Source organism: Sphingomonas sp. BK345, from assembly GCF_014193845.1.
Lineage (GTDB): Bacteria > Pseudomonadota > Alphaproteobacteria > Sphingomonadales > Sphingomonadaceae > Sphingomonas.
Genome location: NZ_JACHZX010000001.1, coordinates 470121 through 487075, shown reverse-complemented (window position 1 = coordinate 487075; position 16955 = coordinate 470121). Strand labels below are relative to the sequence as shown.

21 protein-coding genes are annotated in these 16955 nt (G+C 70.8%); 10 read left to right on the top strand and 11 right to left on the bottom strand.

The genetic code is table 11. The features are described 5' to 3' along the window. Nucleotides 1-155: 155 nt before the first annotated feature. The 3 genes from FHY03_RS02160 to folE are packed head-to-tail and all read right to left on the bottom strand — an operon-like array spanning nt 156 to nt 1862. The gene (locus tag FHY03_RS02160) at nt 156-500 is read right to left on the bottom strand and encodes a dihydroneopterin aldolase (RefSeq protein WP_183921629.1); all 345 of its coding nucleotides are present in this window, start codon (nt 498-500) and stop codon (nt 156-158) included. Next, nucleotides 493-1239 carry an SDR family oxidoreductase gene (locus FHY03_RS02155; protein WP_183921628.1) on the bottom strand — a complete coding sequence of 249 codons (747 nt, stop codon included), beginning with the start codon at nt 1237-1239 and terminating at the stop codon, nt 493-495. The genes FHY03_RS02160 and FHY03_RS02155 overlap by 8 nt, the downstream gene beginning before the upstream one ends. After that, a complete protein-coding gene (gene folE, locus FHY03_RS02150; RefSeq protein ID WP_183921627.1) occupies nt 1236-1862 on the bottom strand; it encodes a GTP cyclohydrolase I FolE in 627 nt (208 codons plus the stop codon). Before folE ends, FHY03_RS02155 begins: the two co-directional genes overlap by 4 nt. Nucleotides 1863-2037: 175 nt before the next feature. On the opposite strand from folE, the gene FHY03_RS02145 reads away from it, so the two are divergent. The 3 genes from FHY03_RS02145 (at nt 2038) to FHY03_RS21290 (ending at nt 3679) form a co-directional block, all read left to right on the top strand. Continuing rightward, complete coding sequence (locus FHY03_RS02145) at nt 2038-2307, top strand: SWIB/MDM2 domain-containing protein (protein WP_183921626.1); 270 nt, start codon at nt 2038-2040, stop codon at nt 2305-2307. Nucleotides 2308-2407: 100 nt separating this feature from the next. Then, nucleotides 2408-2953: a hypothetical protein gene (locus tag FHY03_RS02140; RefSeq protein ID WP_183928470.1), complete on the top strand. Its 546-nt coding sequence runs from the start codon at nt 2408-2410 to the stop codon at nt 2951-2953. A gap of 54 nt (nt 2954-3007) precedes the next feature. Further along, nucleotides 3008-3679 (top strand): cell wall hydrolase, encoded by a 672-nt coding sequence (locus FHY03_RS21290; RefSeq protein WP_183921624.1) that lies wholly within the window; start codon nt 3008-3010, stop codon nt 3677-3679. Nucleotides 3680-3876: 197 nt separating this feature from the next. On the opposite strand, the gene FHY03_RS02130 is transcribed toward FHY03_RS21290, so the two are convergent. Next, a complete protein-coding gene (locus tag FHY03_RS02130) occupies nt 3877-4065 on the bottom strand; it encodes a hypothetical protein (protein WP_132908728.1) in 189 nt (62 codons plus the stop codon). 125 nt (nt 4066-4190) lie between these two features. On the opposite strand from FHY03_RS02130, the gene hslV reads away from it, so the two are divergent. Together hslV and hslU are read left to right on the top strand one after the other, a co-directional pair. Continuing rightward, nucleotides 4191-4757, top strand: a complete 567-nt coding sequence (hslV, locus tag FHY03_RS02125) for an ATP-dependent protease subunit HslV (RefSeq protein ID WP_183928468.1) — start codon at nt 4191-4193, stop codon at nt 4755-4757. A 66-nt stretch (nt 4758-4823) separates the two neighbouring features. After that, on the top strand, nt 4824-6125 hold the full coding sequence (hslU, locus tag FHY03_RS02120) for an ATP-dependent protease ATPase subunit HslU (protein WP_183928466.1): 1302 nt from the start codon (nt 4824-4826) through the stop codon (nt 6123-6125). Between the two features lie 254 nt (nt 6126-6379). Here the strand turns inward: hslU and pgeF are convergent, their stop codons facing one another. Genes pgeF through lgt form a run of 4 tightly spaced genes read right to left on the bottom strand, consistent with a single transcriptional unit; the run spans nt 6380 to nt 9565 of the window. Continuing rightward, the gene (gene pgeF, locus FHY03_RS02115; protein WP_183921621.1) at nt 6380-7138 is read right to left on the bottom strand and encodes a peptidoglycan editing factor PgeF; all 759 of its coding nucleotides are present in this window, start codon (nt 7136-7138) and stop codon (nt 6380-6382) included. Next, nucleotides 7135-7650: a GNAT family N-acetyltransferase gene (locus tag FHY03_RS02110; RefSeq protein WP_260158616.1), complete on the bottom strand. Its 516-nt coding sequence runs from the start codon at nt 7648-7650 to the stop codon at nt 7135-7137. Before FHY03_RS02110 ends, pgeF begins: the two co-directional genes overlap by 4 nt. Continuing rightward, nucleotides 7647-8666, bottom strand: a complete 1020-nt coding sequence (locus FHY03_RS02105) for a class I SAM-dependent methyltransferase (RefSeq protein WP_409314142.1) — start codon at nt 8664-8666, stop codon at nt 7647-7649. Before FHY03_RS02105 ends, FHY03_RS02110 begins: the two co-directional genes overlap by 4 nt. Continuing rightward, nucleotides 8663-9565 carry a prolipoprotein diacylglyceryl transferase gene (lgt, locus tag FHY03_RS02100; protein ID WP_183928464.1) on the bottom strand — a complete coding sequence of 301 codons (903 nt, stop codon included), beginning with the start codon at nt 9563-9565 and terminating at the stop codon, nt 8663-8665. The genes FHY03_RS02105 and lgt overlap by 4 nt, the downstream gene beginning before the upstream one ends. Before the next feature lie 65 nt (nt 9566-9630). Here lgt and FHY03_RS02095 point away from each other — a divergent pair, with 65 nt between their 5' ends. Continuing rightward, complete coding sequence (locus FHY03_RS02095) at nt 9631-11361, top strand: class I adenylate-forming enzyme family protein (protein WP_183928462.1); 1731 nt, start codon at nt 9631-9633, stop codon at nt 11359-11361. Between the two features lie 156 nt (nt 11362-11517). Here the strand turns inward: FHY03_RS02095 and FHY03_RS21285 are convergent, their stop codons facing one another. Both FHY03_RS21285 and mnmA read right to left on the bottom strand, forming a co-directional pair. Beyond that, a complete protein-coding gene (locus tag FHY03_RS21285) occupies nt 11518-12225 on the bottom strand; it encodes a FadR/GntR family transcriptional regulator (RefSeq protein ID WP_183921618.1) in 708 nt (235 codons plus the stop codon). Between the two features lie 217 nt (nt 12226-12442). Then, on the bottom strand, nt 12443-13540 hold the full coding sequence (gene mnmA / locus FHY03_RS02085) for a tRNA 2-thiouridine(34) synthase MnmA (RefSeq protein ID WP_183928460.1): 1098 nt from the start codon (nt 13538-13540) through the stop codon (nt 12443-12445). 108 nt (nt 13541-13648) lie between these two features. Here mnmA and FHY03_RS02080 point away from each other — a divergent pair, with 108 nt between their 5' ends. The 3 genes from FHY03_RS02080 (at nt 13649) to FHY03_RS02070 (ending at nt 14607) form a co-directional block, all read left to right on the top strand. Then, nucleotides 13649-13831 carry a hypothetical protein gene (locus FHY03_RS02080; RefSeq protein WP_183921616.1) on the top strand — a complete coding sequence of 61 codons (183 nt, stop codon included), beginning with the start codon at nt 13649-13651 and terminating at the stop codon, nt 13829-13831. Between the two features lie 109 nt (nt 13832-13940). Next, nucleotides 13941-14240 (top strand): DUF1153 domain-containing protein, encoded by a 300-nt coding sequence (locus FHY03_RS02075; RefSeq protein WP_183921615.1) that lies wholly within the window; start codon nt 13941-13943, stop codon nt 14238-14240. Between the two features lie 109 nt (nt 14241-14349). Further along, entirely contained in the window at nt 14350-14607 is a 258-nt protein-coding gene (locus FHY03_RS02070) for a GlsB/YeaQ/YmgE family stress response membrane protein (RefSeq protein ID WP_183921614.1), read from the top strand. A 277-nt stretch (nt 14608-14884) separates the two neighbouring features. Here FHY03_RS02070 and FHY03_RS02065 read toward each other — a convergent pair whose 3' ends face one another. Beyond that, nucleotides 14885-15562 carry an SIMPL domain-containing protein gene (locus FHY03_RS02065; RefSeq protein WP_260158615.1) on the bottom strand — a complete coding sequence of 226 codons (678 nt, stop codon included), beginning with the start codon at nt 15560-15562 and terminating at the stop codon, nt 14885-14887. A gap of 220 nt (nt 15563-15782) precedes the next feature. Between FHY03_RS02065 and FHY03_RS02060 the strand changes: the two genes are divergently transcribed. Continuing rightward, nucleotides 15783-16952 (top strand): efflux RND transporter periplasmic adaptor subunit, encoded by a 1170-nt coding sequence (locus tag FHY03_RS02060; RefSeq protein ID WP_183921612.1) that lies wholly within the window; start codon nt 15783-15785, stop codon nt 16950-16952. Nucleotides 16953-16955 lie beyond the last annotated feature (3 nt).

Below are 16955 nucleotides of genomic sequence, written 5' to 3'. Positions count from 1 at the left end.
ACTGTTCCTCCTACGAGTTCCCCGTTATCCCGGCCTTGAGCCAGGATCCGACGTCCCGCACCCGCCCGAGCCGTTGCTCTCGCGGCTGCAGGAATTCACGCTTTAGGCCGGGGTAACAATGCGGGCGCGCCGCCGACCGTCCGCGCCACAGCCGCTCAGCGCCCGCGGACGATCTCGCAGCCGACGCGCGCGTCCGGGTAGACGTCGGCCTTGACCGAGCGCACCCGCACCTGCCGCACGCGCGCGTCCGCCAGACACAGCGCGGCGACCCGCTCGACCAGCGTCTCCTGCAGCGCGAATCCCTCGTCGGCGAGCGCGCGTATGCCGTCGTGGACGCGATCATAGTCGAGCACCGCCTCGATCGTGTCGGCGGGTAGGCCGGGGTAATCGACCGTCAGCCAAACCGACAGCAGCACGCGCTGCGGCGCCGCCTCGTGCGGGTGGATGCCGAGCCGCATCGCCACCGCCATGTCCTCGATCAGCGTGGTGAACTCAGCCATGCTGGTGCCGGCTCCCCTCGCCCCCCGTGAACATGACGTCGCGGTCGCTGCGGCAGAAACGCTGGCCCGCGTCGACGTAGAGCGTCTGTCCGGTGACGCTCTCCGCCTCGAGCAGATAGACCACCGCGGCGGCGACGTTCTCCGCGCCGACCGGGCGGCACAGCAGGTTGGCGCGCGCCACCGAGTGGAAGGCGGCGTCGCTCTGGTCGCCGCTCGGCAGCGTTAGCCCCGGCGCCACCGCATTGACCCGGACGCGCGGCGCGAACGCCTGGGCCATCAGCTCGGTCGCGCTCGCCAGCGCCGCCTTGGACAGCGTGTAGCTGAAGAAATCGGGGTTGGGGTTGGCGAGCTTCTGGTCGAGCAGGTTGACCACCGCGCGCGCGCCGTCGCGCTCGGCCAGCGCAGCGGCGAGCACCGCGGGCGCGACCGCGTTGATCGCGTGGAGCCGCGCCGCCAGCGCCGGGTCGATCGCCGCGGGCGAGTCATAGTCGAACTGCGACGCGCTGTTGACCAGCGAGTCGACGTCGCCGGCGCGGTCGAGCAGGTCGCGCAGCGCCTCGGTGTCGGCGAGGTCGCCCTGCACTGTGGCGCCGCCCAGCTCGATGGCGAGCGCCTCGGCCTCGTCGCGCGAGCGGCGGTAGTGGATCACCGGCACGTGCCCCGCCGCGGCGACCGCGCGCGCGATCGCGGCACCCAGCCGCCTGGCGCCGCCGGTCACCAGCACGCGCCGCGCGCTCACGACAGGCCCATCAGCGCCAGCACTTCCTTGCGGCTGCGGTCGTCGTCGCGGAACACGCCCATCATCCGGCTCGTCACCATCGCCACGCCGGGGGTACGCACGCCGCGCGCGGTCATGCAGGCGTGGCTCGCCTCGATCACCACCGCCACGCCCTGCGGGCGCAGATTGTGCCAGATACAGTCCGCCACCTCGGCGGTGAGCCGCTCCTGTACCTGGAGCCGCCGTGCGAAGCCGTGCAGCACGCGCGCCAGCTTGGAGATGCCGACGACATGGTCGCGCGGCAGATAGGCGATGTGCGCCTTGCCGATGATCGGCGCCATGTGATGCTCGCAGTGCGACTGGAACGGGATGTCCTTGAGCAGCACGATCTCGTCATAGCCGCCCACCTCCTCGAACACGCGCGCGAGATGCACCTCGGGATGCTCGGCATAGCCGGCGCAATATTCCTTCCAGGCGCGCGCGACGCGCTGCGGCGTGTCGCGCAGCCCCTCGCGCGTCGGGTCGTCGCCCGCCCAGCGCAGCAAGGTGCGGACTGCCTCGGCCACCTCCTCGGGAACGGGGATCTTGCCCGTCGCCGCCACCAGGTCGCCGTCGTCGGGCGTGTGTCGCGTATCGTCGCTCATGCTTTTTCCCCTAGACGGCGCGGCGACGGCGATCCAGTGCGCGGCGTACCGTTACGCTCGCGCATCGTCGGTGTGAGAGACTCGGCGCGGGCCGGCGCACCAGCGCCGCCGCGTCGTGACGGCGACATCTCCGCAGGACCGGCCCGCTCGGCCGGCACGAACAGGAAGGAAGAACATGGCGACCACCACCACCACCGGCAAGACCGGCGGCATCCACGCGCCCGTCCAGCCCTCGGCCGAGCTCGGCGCGATCGTCGGCAACGAGAAGCTGCCGCGCAGCCAGGTGATCAGCAAGGTGTGGGACTATATCAAGTCGAACAACCTGCAGAACCCGGAGAACAAGCGCGAGATCGTCGCCGACGAGAAGCTCAAGAAGGTGTTCGGCCGCGACAAGGTGACGATGTTCGAGATGAACAAGTACATCTCGCAGCACGTCAAGGCCTGAGCGGGCGCCGCGCCGGCCCGTGGTGGCCGGCGCGCACGCGGCGCGACCCGATCAGGCGAGCGCGCGCCGCCGCCGATCCGCTGCGCGGCTAAGATGGAGGATGATGCTCCACCCCGCCGCGCCGCCCTCCGACCACGAGCCAGCGCTGGTACCGCTCGTCCCGGGCGAGCGCGCCGACGGGCGGCCGCGCCAGTGCCGCGCCTATGCCGCCGTGGCGGCCGCGGCGTCGCTGCTGGCGCTGTGGCGCGGCGTCGCGCTCGCCGCGGCCATCCTGGCGGCGTTCGCCGGGGCATGTCTCTATCTCGCGCGTCGGCTTGACCGACATCGGGCGCACGTGCTGGCCGAACGGCTCGCTGCGATCAGCGGGACGGCGCTCACGCATCGATGGTGCTTCGCTGGACCCGGCGCGGTCGCGGTCGCGGAGGGGCCGCTCGTATGGCTGATCGATCGCTCCACCGCCTATCAGACGGTGCAGCTTGACCCCGAACAGATCGCGGGCGTGCTGCCGCGGCACGGTTGGCGGGCGTGGCGCGTGACGCTGCGCTACCGTCTCGACCCGCACGAAGTGGCGCGGCGATCGCTGATCTGCTTCGGCCGCGACCAGGCCGCCGCCGAGGCCTTCGTCGCGCATCTCACGCGCCGGTAGCGAACCGGCGGTCGGCAACTTCCCCGGTGCGGCGCGGCGCGGTACAGCGCGGCGATGGCGCAGCGACGCTCCCGTTCTCCCGCGCGGCGGCGGCCGGCGCGTCGGCGCGGCCGGCGCGGCGCGCGGACGTGGCTGACGTGGCCGCTGATCGTCGCCGCCTTCGCGCTGGCGGCGGTGACGCTCGGTTGGCTCGACAGCTGGTCCCCGCGCGCGCCGCGCCCCGCGACGGCGCGGATGAGCGCTGAGGCCGCGCGCGCCTCCAACCAGGCCTTCCCGCTCCACGCCGAGCGTCGCCGCACCGCGTCGCGCTACCGCTTCCGCGGCGGCGAGGCGGAGCGCGCGCAGGCGGTCGAATGTCTCGCCACCGCGGCGCTATACGAGGCGGGCGACGACCGACGCGGTCAGCGCGCGGTGATGCAGGTCGTGCTCAACCGCGTGCGCGCGCCCGGCTATCCCAAGACGGTGTGCGGCGTCGTCTACCAGGGCGCCACGCGCGACACCGGCTGCCAATTCTCCTTCACCTGCGACGGATCGGTCGGGCGGCGCCCCGTGCGCACGGGCTGGATCGGCGCGCGGCGGATGGCGCGGCGCGCGCTGGCGGGCGAGGTCGACGCCGAGGTGGGGCGCGCGACGCATTACCATACCGACTGGATGGTGCCGTACTGGCGCAACTCGCTGGTGAAGGTAGCGCGGGTGGGGACGCACCTGTTCTACGTGCGGGCGTGAGCCGGAGTAGCGTGCGGAGTCGACGGGTCGGCGACGGCCCGGCTCCGGGGCAAGTCACATCCGCGATAAATCTCGCGGGCGGATGAGGTCACCATCACTGCGCTGCGCGTCGTCACCTCACAGCCGCCAGCATCTTATGCTGAGATCGACGGCGACGTTTCAGATCCTCCCCGCGAGCGGGGAGGATCGAGAGCAGCTCAGCCGTGGCGCGCCATCCGCTGCGGGTCGGGCGGCAGGCGCATGTGCGCGCCGTGCGCCGCCTCGAGGTATTGGGTCGCCATCTCATAATGCGCCTGGCACACCGCGTGATCCTTCGCTTCGGCAGCCAGCTTGAGTTCGGCTTCGGCGCGGCTCTGAAAATACAGCCGGTCCCTGTCGGTTATCATCGCTACTCACTCTCCGGCACCCGCTATGCCGCGGTCCGGGCTGTCTCGCCACAGCGTCGATCAAGGATCTCGTCCTTTCCGGGTACACTTGCCGAGACCCCGCCGCACTCCCCATATCGCGCGGCATGAGCGGGAACGATCCACACGCCGCGCCGGTCTGGCACGGCACCACCATCCTATCGGTTCGACGCGGCGGCAAGGTCGTCGTGGTCGGCGACGGCCAGGTCTCGATGGGCCAGACCGTGATGAAGCCCAACGCGCGCAAGGTCCGCACGCTAGGGGACGGCAAGGTGATCGGCGGCTTTGCCGGCGCCACTGCGGACGCCTTCACCCTGTTCGAGCGGCTCGAGGCCAAGCTGGAGCGCCACGGCGGCCACCTCATGCGTGCCGCGGTCGAGCTCGCCAAGGACTGGCGCACCGACAAATACCTCCGCAACCTGGAGGCGATGATGATCGTCGCCGACAAGGAGGTGACGCTGATCCTCACCGGCAACGGCGACGTGCTCGAGCCCGAGGCCGGGATCGCCGCGATCGGCTCGGGCGGCAATTACGCGCTCGCCGCGGCGCGCGCTTTGGTCGACTATGAGCAGGACGCCGAGACGATCAGCCGCCGCGCGATGGCGATCGCCGCGGAGGTCTGCGTCTACACCAACGACCGGCTGACGATCGAGACGCTCGACAGCGCGAGCTGAGGCGCGCGCGACACCGGCCAGCGACACAACTTACTCAACATTCGCCGACGAAGGCTTTGATTCTGCATGAACGATAATCTGACTCCAAAGGCGATCGTCGCCGCGCTCGACGCGCACATCATCGGCCAGAAGGAGGCCAAGCGCGCGGTCGCGGTGGCGCTGCGCAACCGTTGGCGCCGGCAGAAGCTAGCGCCCGACCTGCGCGACGAGGTGACGCCCAAGAACATCCTGATGATCGGGCCGACCGGCTGCGGCAAGACCGAGATCAGCCGCCGCCTCGCCAAGCTGGCCGACGCACCCTTCGTCAAGGTGGAGGCGACCAAGTTCACCGAGGTCGGCTATGTCGGCCGCGACGTCGAGCAGATCGCGCGCGACCTGGTCGAGGAAGCGGTGCGGCTCGAGAAGGAGCGCCGCCGGCTGGCGGTGAAGGACAAGGCCGAGGCCGCGGCGATGGACCGGCTGCTCGACGCGCTGGTCGGCAAGGACTCGAGCCAGGCCACACGAGAGAGCTTCAAGCAGCGCTTCCGCGACGGGCATCTGTCCGAGACCGAGATCGAGCTGGAGCTCCAGCAGGCGCCGCAGATGCCGTTCGAGCTGCCCGGCGGGCAGGGCTCGGTGGGCATGATCAACCTGTCCGAGATGATGGGCAAGGCGTTCGGCGGCGGGCCGAAGCAGCGGCGCAAACTGCTGGTGCCCGCGGCGTGGGAGAAACTCGTCGAGGAGGAGGCGGACAAGCGCCTCGACCAGGACGAGGTCAGCCGCGTCGCACTGGCGGACGCCGAGGCCAACGGCATCGTCTTCCTCGACGAGATCGACAAGATCGCGGTGAGCGACGTGCGCGGCGGCTCGGTCAGCCGCGAGGGCGTGCAGCGCGACCTGCTCCCGCTGATCGAGGGCACGACCGTCTCAACGAAATACGGCCCGATGAAGACCGACCATATCCTCTTCATCGCCTCGGGCGCGTTCCATGTCGCCAAGCCGAGCGACCTGCTGCCCGAGCTGCAGGGCCGCCTGCCGATCCGCGTCGAGCTCAAGGGGCTGACCGAGGACGATTTCGTCGCGATCCTGTCGGACACCAAGGCGTCGCTGCCGGCGCAGTACCGCGCGCTGATCGCGACCGAGGGGGTCGACGTGAGCTTCACCGAGGACGGTATTCGCGCTGTGGCGCGGATCGCGGCCGAGGTGAACGGCGAGATCGAGAATATCGGCGCGCGCCGGCTCCAGACCGTGATGGAGAAACTGCTCGAGGAGGTGAGCTTCGACGCCGAGGACCGCGCGGGCGAGGCGCTGGTGGTCGACGCGGCCTATGTCGACAAGCAGCTGGCGAGCGTGGCGCGCAACTCAGACCTCAGCCGCTTCGTGCTGTGAGGGGTGGCGGGGACGGGTAAGGTCCTTCCCCTCACGCCCCCACTTCGGCAAACGCGACCTTTGTCAGTGCCCATCCCGTCATCCCGGACTTGTTCCGGGATCCACCCTATCGCGAGAGCAACGCGCACTGAGTTCGCGGGACGGTGGATCCCGGAACGAGTCCGGGATGATGGAAAAAAGGGGCGCGCCGCGGCTTTCGCAACGGTCTCGCGTCCGCCGGGGTAGTGCTCGTTGAGTCTCGCAGCCGCCAGCGCCTAACCCGCCGCGATGATCGCGATCTGGCGGCCGTAGCCCGGCTCGCCGCGATGCGTCGAGCGGCGGTAGCTGAAGAAGCGTCGCTCGTCGGCATAGGTGTCGAGCCCCAGCGTCTCGACCCGCACCACCCCCGCCGCGGCGAGCCGGTGAGCGACATAACCCTCGAGGTCGAAGCGCGCGTGCCCCGCGCGCCCGTCGGCGAAGAAGCGCTCGTTGGCCACGTCGTCGTCGAGGAAGCGGGTGCGGAAGCCACCGTCCACCTCGTAGCTGGCGCGCGCGATGCACGGCCCGACCGCGGCGACGATCCGCTCGCGCGACGCACCCAGCGCCTCCATCGCCGCGACGGTGGCGTCGGTCACCCCCGCCAGCGCTCCCTTCCACCCCGCGTGCGCGGCCCCGGCCACGCCCGCCACTGGGTCGGCGAGCAGCACCGGGGCGCAGTCGGCGGTGACCACGCCGAGCGCGAGCCCCGGCGTGGCGGTGGCGAGCGCGTCGGCGCGCGGCCGCTCGGCGAAGGGCGCGTCGACCGTGGCGCAGTCGGCGGAGTGCACCTGATAGGGCGTCAGCAGGCACGCCCCCGGCGCCACCGCCGCCAGCGCCGCCTCCCGGTTGGCGGCGACCGCGGCGGGATCGTCGTCCGACCCGATCCCACAGTTGAGCCCGGCGTACAGCCCTTCCGAGCCGCCGCCCACGCGGCCGAGGAAGCCGTGCGGCACCGCGCCGAGCAGCCGCGCGCGGAAGGGCTCGGGCGCGGTCACAGCGCGCGGCGCATCACGACGTCCTCGTCGGCGTGATCGCCCACCATGAACTGGTACGGGCCGACGTCCTCGAAGCCGTATTTGGCGTAGAAGCGGCGCGCGCGGTGATTGTCGGTGAACACCGAGAGGTAGATCGCCTGGTGCCCGCGCGCGCGCGCCTCGGCCAGCGCCCATTCCATCATCTCGGGCCCGAGCCCCGAGCCCTGCCACGGCTGGAGCAGGTAGAATTGCCGGAGCTCGATCGCGCCCTCGGGCGGGGTGAAGGGCAGCTTGGGCGGCCCGAGCTTGATGTAGCCGACCGCGACATGCCCCATCTCGACGATCTGCACCGCATAGGCCGGGTCGGCGACCTCGCGCGCCCAGTCCTCGGGCGTGTGCTGCTCGAGGAAGGTGGCGAGGTCGGCGGCGGAGTAGAGCGTGCCGAACGTCTCGGTGAAGGTGGCGCGCGCCACGCCGGCGAGGCTGGCGGCATCGTCGACCGTCGCGGGACGGAGCGTCGGGCGCGGCATCATGCGAAGCCCGCCGGGCGCGGCCATTGGTCGTGAGTCACGGCGATCACCTTGAACAACTCCCCCATCTGCTCGACCAACCGGTCGCGATCCTGTGTCACTCGTTCGCCGAGCGCCGCGGCGCGCTGGTCGATCCCGAGCGCGCGCAGGAACGCGCCCTGACCGACCGGCCCGTCGCACCGGGCGCCCGAGGCGGTGGCGACCAGCCCCAGCGTCGCCAGGTCGACGTGCGCGGTGAGGTCCTGCTCGCCCGGCGCCTCGAACGGGTTGGCGAAGGCATGCGCGCGCACTGCCTGGAGCGTGTCGCCGATCGCCGGCCCTTCGTAGCCATAGTCGATCACCAGCGCCGCGCCGCCCTGCGCGACGATCCGCGCGGCGAGGTCGGCCATCACCGCGACGCTGGCGGGCGAGGTCTCGATCACCGCACCCGGCGCGGCGTCGCGCAGCGCCGGCGGCACGATTGTGTCGGGTACCGTGGCACCCGCGATCGGCACGAACAGCGTGTCCTGGCATGCCACTAGCCGCTCGTGCCACGCGTCGGCGCGGCGCACGAGCTGGCGGATCGGCAGCGCGTCGAAGAACTCGTTCGCGACAACGATGAGCGGCACGTCCTCCGGCAGCGTGTTGAGCGAGTCGTGCCAGGTCGCGCCGGGCAGCCGCTCGGCCTGAGCGGCGCGCAGCGTCGCGCTGGTCTCGACCAGGTGGACCGACGGCGTCAGCCCGGCACGCGCCATCACGCGCAGCGCGTCGGCACTGAGCGTGCCGCGACCGGGGCCGAGCTCGACCCAGGCGACCGCGGGATGACCGGCGCGGTCCCACAGGTCGGCGGCCCAGGCGCCGATCAGCTCGCCGAACATCTGGCTGATCTCGGGCGCGGTGGTGAAGTCGCCCGCGACGCCGAGCGGGTCGCGCGTCGCATAATAATGCGCGTTGGCGGCGGCCATGAACTGGCTGACCGGGATCGGCCCACCCAACGTGATCGCGCGCGCCAGCCGCTCGGCGAGCAGCGGCTCGCTCACGCCACGCTGTCCAGCCCGACGGTGGGCTCGACGCGCCGGCGGCGGCGCGGCGCGGTGACGATCAGCGCGACGCCCGCCAGGATCATCGGCACGCACAGCCACTGGCCCATGTGCAGCCCGGTGTGCTCGGCGAAGGCGCGCAGCTGCGCGTCGGGCTCGCGGAAGAACTCGACGGTGAAGCGCGCCAGGCCGTAGCCGGCGAGGAAGAGACCGACCAACTTGCCCGGCTGGTAGCGCGCGTCGGTTCGCCAGAAGAAGAACCAGAGCAGCAGGAACAAGGCGATGCCCTCCAGCCCCGCCTCGTAGAGCTGGCTCGGGTGACGCGCCGGCTCCGGCACGCCGTACGGCACCGTGCGCTCGAAAACGATCGCCCAGGGCACGCTCGCGGGCTTGCCCCACAGCTCGCCGTTGACGAAGTTGGCGAGCCTACCGAAGAACAGGCCGAAGGGCACGGCGCAGGCGACATAATCGTGGACGCGCAGCCAGTTGAGCCCGTTCTTCCGAGCGAACCAGATGAGCCCGAGCGAGGTGCCGATCACGCCCCCGTGGAACGACATGCCGCCGTCCCACAGCCGCAGGATCGACAGCGGCCGGGTCAGCATCTCGGGCGCGTAGAACAGCACATAGCCGATCCGCCCGCCGAGGATGATGCCGAGCGTGGCGTAGAAGACGAGGTCGTCGGCGTGGCGCCGCGCCATCGGGGCGCCGGGCTGGGCCAGCAATTTGAGCAGGTACCACCAGCCGACGACGATGCCCGCGATATAAGCCAGACTGTACCAGCGCAGCGTGAAGACGCCGATCGAGAAGACGTCGGGGTGGAGCCCGAGGTCGGCGAAACGGATGTGGCCGGTGGCGGCGCCGGCACCCGGAACGGCGGCGGCGAGGGCGGACAGGATCAAGGCTTTCCCCTTCTCAATGGCGCCTGCATAAGGGGAGGAAAGCACAAACCCAAGCGGAGAGAGTGATGGCTTCCGAGCTCGACCGGCGGATGGACGCGGTGATGGCGGCGCTGACCGGCGACGGTGGCCAGCTACCCCTCGGACGGGTCGCGCGTTTCGGTCGGACGCTGCCGATGATCGCCGCCGCTCCACCGACGCTTCCCGCCTATTTCGCGCATTTCTGCCAGCAGCACCGCGACGTCGAGTTCCTGGTCGCCGGCGACGAGCGGCTGCGCTTCGGCAGCGTCCACGACCTCGCGACTCGCGCCGCGCGCGCGCTGGTGACGGGTTATGGCGTGCGCCGCGGTGACCGGGTGGCGATCGCCGCGCGCAACTCGCCCTCGTGGATCGTGCTCTACATGGCGATCATCATGGCCGGCGGCGTGGCGACGCTGCTCAACGGCTGGTGGCAGGCCGAGGAGATGGCCGCCGCGCTCGACGAGGTCGAGGTCGCGCTGGTCTTCGCCGACGCGCCGCGCGCGCGCCGGCTCGCGGCTATCCCGGGCGGGGCGGCGGTGCGAGTCGAGATCTTCGACGATCTCCAGCCGATCGAGACCGCGCTCGCCGAGGTGCTGGCGCACGCCGAGGACGATCTCGGCAACGGCGCCGGCGCGGTGCTGCCCGCCCTGACCGGGGACGATCATGCCACCATCCTCTTCACCTCGGGCTCGACCGGGCGCTCGAAGGGGGCGCTGTCGACCCATCGTCAGGTGCTGCAAGGGACGTTCAATTTCCTCGCCTCCGCGCTGATGATGATGGGTATCGCGGCGCAGGACGGGGCGCTGACGGGGCTGCAACCAGCGACCCTGCTCAACCTGCCGCTGTTCCACGTCACCGCGATGGTGCCGACGCTGCTCCAGAGCTTCGCGATGGGGCGCAAGCTGGTGCTGATGCCCAAATGGGACGCCGAAGAGGCGATGCGGCTGATCGAGCGCGAGAAGGTGACCTATTTCGTCGGCGTGCCGCTGATGAGCTACGAGATGGTCAACCACCCCGAGCGGGCGCGCTACGACCTATCGACCGTCACCGACTTCGCCGCGGGCGGCGCGCCGCGCCCGGTCGAGCATGTCCGCCGGCTCGACGCCGAGCTGACCGGCGCGCCGCTGATCGGCTACGGCCTCACCGAGACCAATGCGATCGGCACGGGCAATTGGCGCAGCAACTACATCGCCAAGCCCGACAGCGCCGGGCGCGCCTCGGCGCCGCTGGTCGAGCTGGCGATCCTGGCCGACGACGGCACCGCGCTGCCGCTAAGGGCGACCGGCGAGATCGGCATCCGCTCCGCGGCCAATTTCCAAGAATATTGGGGCCGGCCCGACGACACCGCGGCGGCCTTCACCGCCGATGGCTTCTTCCGTACCGGCGACCTCGGCTATCTCGACGAAGACGGCTATCTCTTCATCGTCGACCGCAAGAAGGACATCATCATTCGCGGCGGCGAGAACATCAGCTGCCAGGAGGTCGAGGCGGCGCTCTACGCGCATCCGCTGGTGGCCGAGGCGGCGGTGTTCGGGCTGGCGGACGCGCGCTATGGCGAGGTGCCGGGGGCGGTGGTGCATCTGAGCGAGCCGGGCGGGGTGACGTGCGAGGACCTGCTCGCTTTCCTCGCGCAGCATGTCGCCGCCTTCAAGGTGCCCGCGCGGCTCTGGATCGAGGACGCGCCGCTGCCGCGGCTGGGGACGGAGAAGATCGACAAGATCACGCTGCGCCGCCGCTACCGCGCCGTCGCCGAGACGGAGGCGGCCGCGGCGGCGTGAGAGACTACGATCCTCCCCGCTTGCGGGGAGGGGGACCGCTCGCGAAGCGAGTGGTGGAGGGGGCTCTCCGCTCACGCACCGGCCCGTTTGCGGAAGCCCCCCTCCACCATGCTGCGCATGGTACCCTCCCCGCGAGCGGGGAGGATTTTACAAATCTCACGCCCCCAGCGCGCGCTCGGTATCCAGCCCGGCCTGCGCGATCAGCCGCTCGGTCACGCCGCGCGCCGCGCCCGCGTCGCCGTTGGCGATCGCCTCGAACAATTCGCGGTGCAGCGGGATCGGGTCGCGATACTGGAGCGGCACGCGATATTTGAAGAAGGTGGTCCAGCGCACCGCCGCAGCGATGCTGCTCGACAGGCTCACCAACAGCTCGTTGCCCGTCGCCTCCAGGATCGCTGCGTGGAAACGCTGGTCGGCGGTCTGCCCGTCCTGCGTGCGCAGCCCCTGCTGCGCCATCACCTCGACGGCGTGGCCCATGCGCGACAGCTGCGCCGCGCTGCGCTGGACTGCGGCGAGCTCGGCCGCGGCGGGCTCGACGATCATGCGCAGCTGAAACAGGCTGCGCACGAAGCCGAGCGACGGCGCGCCCTCGAACATCCAGGCGAGCAGCTCGGGGTCCAGCAGGTTCCACTGCGCGCGCTCCCGCACGCGCGTGCCGGCCTTGGGGCGGCTCTCGACCAGCCCCTTGGCGCTGAGCATGCGCAGGGATTCGCGGATGACGCTGCGCGATACGCCGAACTGGCCGGCCAGCTCGAGCTCGCCCGGCAAGACCGTGCCGCTGGGGTAGTCGCCGGTGACGATCGCGACTCCGAGCGTGCGCGCGAGCGTGACATGCGCGGGTCCTCGACGTTCTCCGTTCGCCACTGCTCGTCTCCCTCCCGGAGCGGCAGTCTAGGCGGTCGCGACGGTGCGGCAAGTTAATTGTCTAACAATTTCCGCATCGCCGTGGGCGAGGAGCCGCCATTCTTCACCCTCATCCGCGCCTTGTCCCGGGTCCGACCGTTGTGCTCACGACGGCGTGCATCGGCAGATCCCTCAGCAAGTCCGGAATGGACGGCGAGCGCTGGTAAATCGCGACATTTCACGCCGCCACGAGCGCTGCCTCCGTCCCGGCGATCCAGCCGCCACCCAGCACGCGGTCGCCGTCGTACAGCACCGCCGCCTGGCCCGGCGCGACGCCGTACTCGGGCGAGTCGAACACCAGCCGGTCCCGCTCGAGCCGTGCCGGCACAGGCTTTGCCATCGAGCGCACCTTGGCGGTGAGCGCGCCCTCCAATGGGCTGAGCACGTTCATCCGCTCGAGCCGCGCCGCTGCGACGGCGAGCGCCGCGCGCGGACCGACCACGACGCGCTGCGCCGTCGGCTCCAGCCGCACGACGTAGAGCGGCTCGGCGCTGCCGCCGATCTCGAGCCCGCGGCGCTGACCGACGGTGTAATGCACCAGCCCGCGATGTTCACCCAGCTTGCGCCCGGCGAGGTCGACGATGTCGCCGCCGGTCGCCGCCGCGGGGCGCAACTTCTTGACCAGGCCGGCATAGTCGCCGTCGGGGACGAAGCAGATGTCTTGGCTGTCGGGCTTGTCAGCGACGAGCAGCCCCATCTCGGCGGCGATCGCGCGCACCCGGGCCTTCGGAAGAGCGCCGAGCGGGAAGCGCAGGTAGTCGAGCTGCGCCTGCGTCGTGGCGAACAGGAAATAGCTCTGGTCGCGCGCAGGGTCCGCGGCACGGTGCAGCTCCGCGCCGCCCGCGCCGACGACGCGGCGGACATAATGACCGGTGGCGAGGCAGTCGGCACCGAGATCACGCGCGAGCGCGAGCAGGTCGGTAAACTTCGGGCCCATGTTGCACTGGACGCACGGGATCGGCGTGCGGCCGGCGAGATAATCGTCGGCGAACTGCTCGATCACCCCGGTGCGAAAGCTGCTCTCGTGATCGAAGACGTAATGCGCGATGCCGAGCCGGTCGGCGACCGCACGCGCGTCGCGGATGTCGCGCCCGGCGCAGCAGGCGCCCGCGCGCTTCGTCGCCTCGCCATGGTCGTAGAGCTGGAGCGTCACGCCGATCACCTCGGCGCCGCTGCGCGCGGCGAGCGCGGCGACGACCGAGCTGTCGACCCCGCCCGACATCGCCACGACGATGCGTCGCGCGCCGGGCGCGAGCTGGAAATCCACGCTGTCCATGATGCGGCAGCGGATACTCCTTCCGGGCGCGTCGCGTAAACCGAAATGAACGAAGCGTTGCGGTGCACTTTACGCGACCTTCAGACCATCGGCGCTACAGCAGCCGGCATGTCACTCGAACCGACCCACAACGACCCGCCGCTGCTCACCGCACTGCGCCAGCGCCAGCTCGCCTCGCGCACCGCCCAGGTCGCGCGCGCGCTCGACACGGCGCAGGGCGAGCGCGGCGCGAGCGGCACGTTCAACGCCACCGCGGCAGCCGTTTTGAGTGATTGGAGCAGGCGTGAATAGCTCGTTTACCGGTCCACTTTAGAGCGTGTTCAACCAGCGTCCGTTACGGAAGAGACACAACAAGGGTCCAACGTGGCGAGGGGGAATACCCCCGGAACCGAGGTAAGGAATGATCGAGAACCAAAAAATCCGTCCGGCCAAGGTGATCGGCCCGCTCGGCGAGCCGCTCACGCTCGATTCGCTGCCGCCGGCGGACACCACCCGCTGGGTGGTGCGGCGCAAGGCGGAGGTGGTCGCCGCGGTCAACGGGGGGCTGCTGTCCGTCGACGAGGTTTGCCAACGCTACGGCCTGACCGTGGAGGAGTTCGCCGGGTGGCAGCGCGCGATCGATCGATCGGGCATGCCGGGGCTGCGGGTGACGCGGATCCAGCACTACAAGACGCTTTACGAGCGGCAGCAGAACTTCTAACCCCGACGTCCCATTTTCAGAATTACGGGGCCGGAACAATGCGCCGGCCTCGTGAGTATTCCCCGGCAGAGCCCGTCACCGTGTGGGCGTATCGCAGGGGAGTAACATCATGGGTATCATCATCTGGCTCGTCATCGGCGGTGTCATCGGCTGGCTCGCCAGCATCATCATGCGCACGGACGCGCAGCAGGGCATCTTCCTGAACATCGTGGTCGGGGTGGTCGGTGCGTTCCTCGGCGGCCTGCTGTTCACCGGCGGCTCGATCAACAACGCCCCGCTCACGATCTACTCGTTCCTGGTCTCGCTGGTCGGCGCGATCGTGCTGCTCGCGATCGTCAACCTGGTCCGTCGCGGCCGGGTGCGCTGAGCGCCTGAGCGCTGAGCCGGCGTCGCACCTGCGGCGCGCGCTGAGCTGACCGAGGCGGTCGCCCTTCGCGGGGCGGCCGCCTTTCTCGTTTTCGGGAGCAAGTGCTAGAAATCCTCCCCGGTACGGGGAGGGGGACCGCCAGCCGAAGGCTGGTGGTGGAGGGGGCTATCCACGCAGCGCAGCGTCTGTGGAGGCCCCCCCCCCACCACCGCTTCGCGGCGGTCCCCCTCCCCGCGAGCGGGGAGGATCTTTGGCTTCCGCAGCTCGCCCCACCCTCTCACTTCAGCAGGAAGCGCACGTTGAGCGTCGCGCTCAACTCGCTCTCGCCCGGCAGGACCGCGCTGTCCGCGGCCGCGGGCGCCGCCGCCATGCGCATCTGGGCGAACGGGCGCGGCGGTTCCCCGTCGCTCTCGCCGGCCTCGCCGATCGACACGATCCGCGCCACCGTCAGTCCCGCCGCCTTGGCGTAGAGCGTCGCCCGCGCCCGCGCGCGCGCCACCGCGTCCGCGCGCGCCTCGTCGAGCGCGCCCGCGGCGTCGGCGAGCGACAGCGTCGGTCCGTCGATCTGGTTGGCACCCGCGCGTACCAGCGCGTCAAGCACCGGCCCCGCCTTGGCGACGTCGCGGAAACGCACCGTCACCGCGTTGCTCGCCTGATAGCCCGTGATCGCGGGCGGCTGGTTCTCGGCGTAGCGATACTGCGGCGAGAGCGCGACGCGGCTGGTGGCGATGTCGCGCGGCGCGATCCCGGCCTTCTTCAGCGCGGCGACCACGGCGGCCATGCGATCGACGTTCTGCTGCATGGCGGTCGCGGCCACCGCGTCCTGCGTCACCACGCCCGCGCGCACGGTGGCGAGATCGGGCACGCGCGACACTTTGCCGACCGCGGTGACGTCGAGGATCGTGCCCTCGGGCACCACGGTCGCCATCGGCAGCGGCGCCTGCGCGCTCGCCATCACGGGTAGCGTAGCGAGCGATAGCGCCAAGCCAACCAATGCCCGATTCATCGTCTTAGTCTCCCGTGGTTCAACAACTTGCGCTGTGTTGGACCGCGATGAAACGCAAGCTGAACGCGATAACTTACGTTGTCGCTTGCACAAAATGTCGCGCTCGGGCAGCGCCGGACTTGTACGCGGTGATGTATGCGGGTAATACACGCCGGCCGGAGGGGGATGGATGACGTACGAGGCTGGTACTCTGCAGGGCGAGCAGCTGATGATCGAGGACGGCACGCCGCGGCGTCGGCGTCGCTGGATCCTGATCGCCGGCATCGCGCTGCTCGTCGCCGCGCTCGCCGGCTATTTCCTCACCCGTCACAAGGACGCGCCGCACGCCGCGCCGGCCGACCAGGCCCCGACTGTCACCGTGCTGGTGCCCGGCGCGGCGGCGGTGGCGCGCCAGGTCAGCGCGACCGGCTCGCTCGCCGCCAAGCGCGAAATGCCGGTCGGCGTCGCGGGCGAGGGCGGGATGGTCAGCCGCGTGCTGGTCGAGCCCGGCCAGTGGGTCCGCGCCGGCCAGGTGCTCGCCACGATCGACCGCTCGGTGCAGGTGCAGACTGCCGAGTCACTCGCCTCGCAGATCGCGGTGGCGCGATCCGACCTGGTGCTGGCCCAGGCCGAACTGGAGCGCGCGCAGAGCCTGGTCGACCGCGGGTTCATCTCCAAGGCCGACGTGCAGCGCCGTATCGCCACGCGCGACGCCGCCGCGGCGCGGCTCAAGGTGGCGGGGGCGACCTATTCGGAGCAGCGCGCGCGCAACGCCCGGCTCGACATCCGCGCTCCCGCGGCGGGGCTGATCCTCACCCGCGGGGTCGAGCCGGGGCAGATCGTCAGCTCGGCCTCTGGCACCTTGTTCCGCATGGCGCGTGACGGTGAGATGGAGATGCGCGCGCAACTCGCCGAGAACGACCTCCAGGGCGTGCGCGTCGGCTCGGCGGCCAAGGTGACGCCGGTCGGCGACACGCGCTCCTTCGCTGGGCGGGTGTGGCAGATCGCGCCGGTGATCGACACGCAGACGCGCCAGGGCATCGCGCGCATCCAGCTCAGCTACGACCCGGCGCTGCGCCCGGGCGGCTTCGCCTCGGCGACGATCACCGCCGGGGCGGAGAGCGAGCCCTCGCTGCCGCAGTCCGCTTTGTTGAGCGACGACCGCGGCAATTACGTGTACATCGTCGACGCCGAGGATCGCGCGCAGCGTCGCGACGTGAAGCTCGGCACGGTGACCGAGGATCGGGTCGCGATCGCCAGCGGGCTGAAGGGTGACGAGCGCGTGGTGCAGTCGGCGGGCGCGTTCCTCAACCCCGGCCAGAAGGTCAAACCGGTGCGGGCGCGAGTCGCGGGCCAGTAGAGC

Coding starts and splice junctions, on each gene's coding strand:
- FHY03_RS02110 (WP_260158616.1), bottom strand. CDS start 7,650: ATGATGCCGCGCCCGACGCTCCGTCCCGCGACGGTCGACGATGCCGCC.
- FHY03_RS02070 (WP_183921614.1), top strand. CDS start 14,350: ATGGGTATCATCATCTGGCTCGTCATCGGCGGTGTCATCGGCTGGCTC.
- mnmA (WP_183928460.1), bottom strand. CDS start 13,540: ATGGACAGCGTGGATTTCCAGCTCGCGCCCGGCGCGCGACGCATCGTC.
- hslV (WP_183928468.1), top strand. CDS start 4,191: ATGAGCGGGAACGATCCACACGCCGCGCCGGTCTGGCACGGCACCACC.
- folE (WP_183921627.1), bottom strand. CDS start 1,862: ATGAGCGACGATACGCGACACACGCCCGACGACGGCGACCTGGTGGCG.
- FHY03_RS02095 (WP_183928462.1), top strand. CDS start 9,631: ATGGCTTCCGAGCTCGACCGGCGGATGGACGCGGTGATGGCGGCGCTG.
- FHY03_RS02080 (WP_183921616.1), top strand. CDS start 13,649: ATGTCACTCGAACCGACCCACAACGACCCGCCGCTGCTCACCGCACTG.
- FHY03_RS02075 (WP_183921615.1), top strand. CDS start 13,941: ATGATCGAGAACCAAAAAATCCGTCCGGCCAAGGTGATCGGCCCGCTC.
- hslU (WP_183928466.1), top strand. CDS start 4,824: ATGAACGATAATCTGACTCCAAAGGCGATCGTCGCCGCGCTCGACGCG.
- FHY03_RS02065 (WP_260158615.1), bottom strand. CDS start 15,562: ATGGCGAGCGCGCAGGCGCCGCTGCCGATGGCGACCGTGGTGCCCGAG.
- FHY03_RS02130 (WP_132908728.1), bottom strand. CDS start 4,065: ATGATAACCGACAGGGACCGGCTGTATTTTCAGAGCCGCGCCGAAGCC.
- FHY03_RS02145 (WP_183921626.1), top strand. CDS start 2,038: ATGGCGACCACCACCACCACCGGCAAGACCGGCGGCATCCACGCGCCC.
- FHY03_RS02060 (WP_183921612.1), top strand. CDS start 15,783: ATGACGTACGAGGCTGGTACTCTGCAGGGCGAGCAGCTGATGATCGAG.
- FHY03_RS02140 (WP_183928470.1), top strand. CDS start 2,408: ATGATGCTCCACCCCGCCGCGCCGCCCTCCGACCACGAGCCAGCGCTG.
- FHY03_RS02160 (WP_183921629.1), bottom strand. CDS start 500: ATGGCTGAGTTCACCACGCTGATCGAGGACATGGCGGTGGCGATGCGG.
- FHY03_RS21290 (WP_183921624.1), top strand. CDS start 3,008: ATGGCGCAGCGACGCTCCCGTTCTCCCGCGCGGCGGCGGCCGGCGCGT.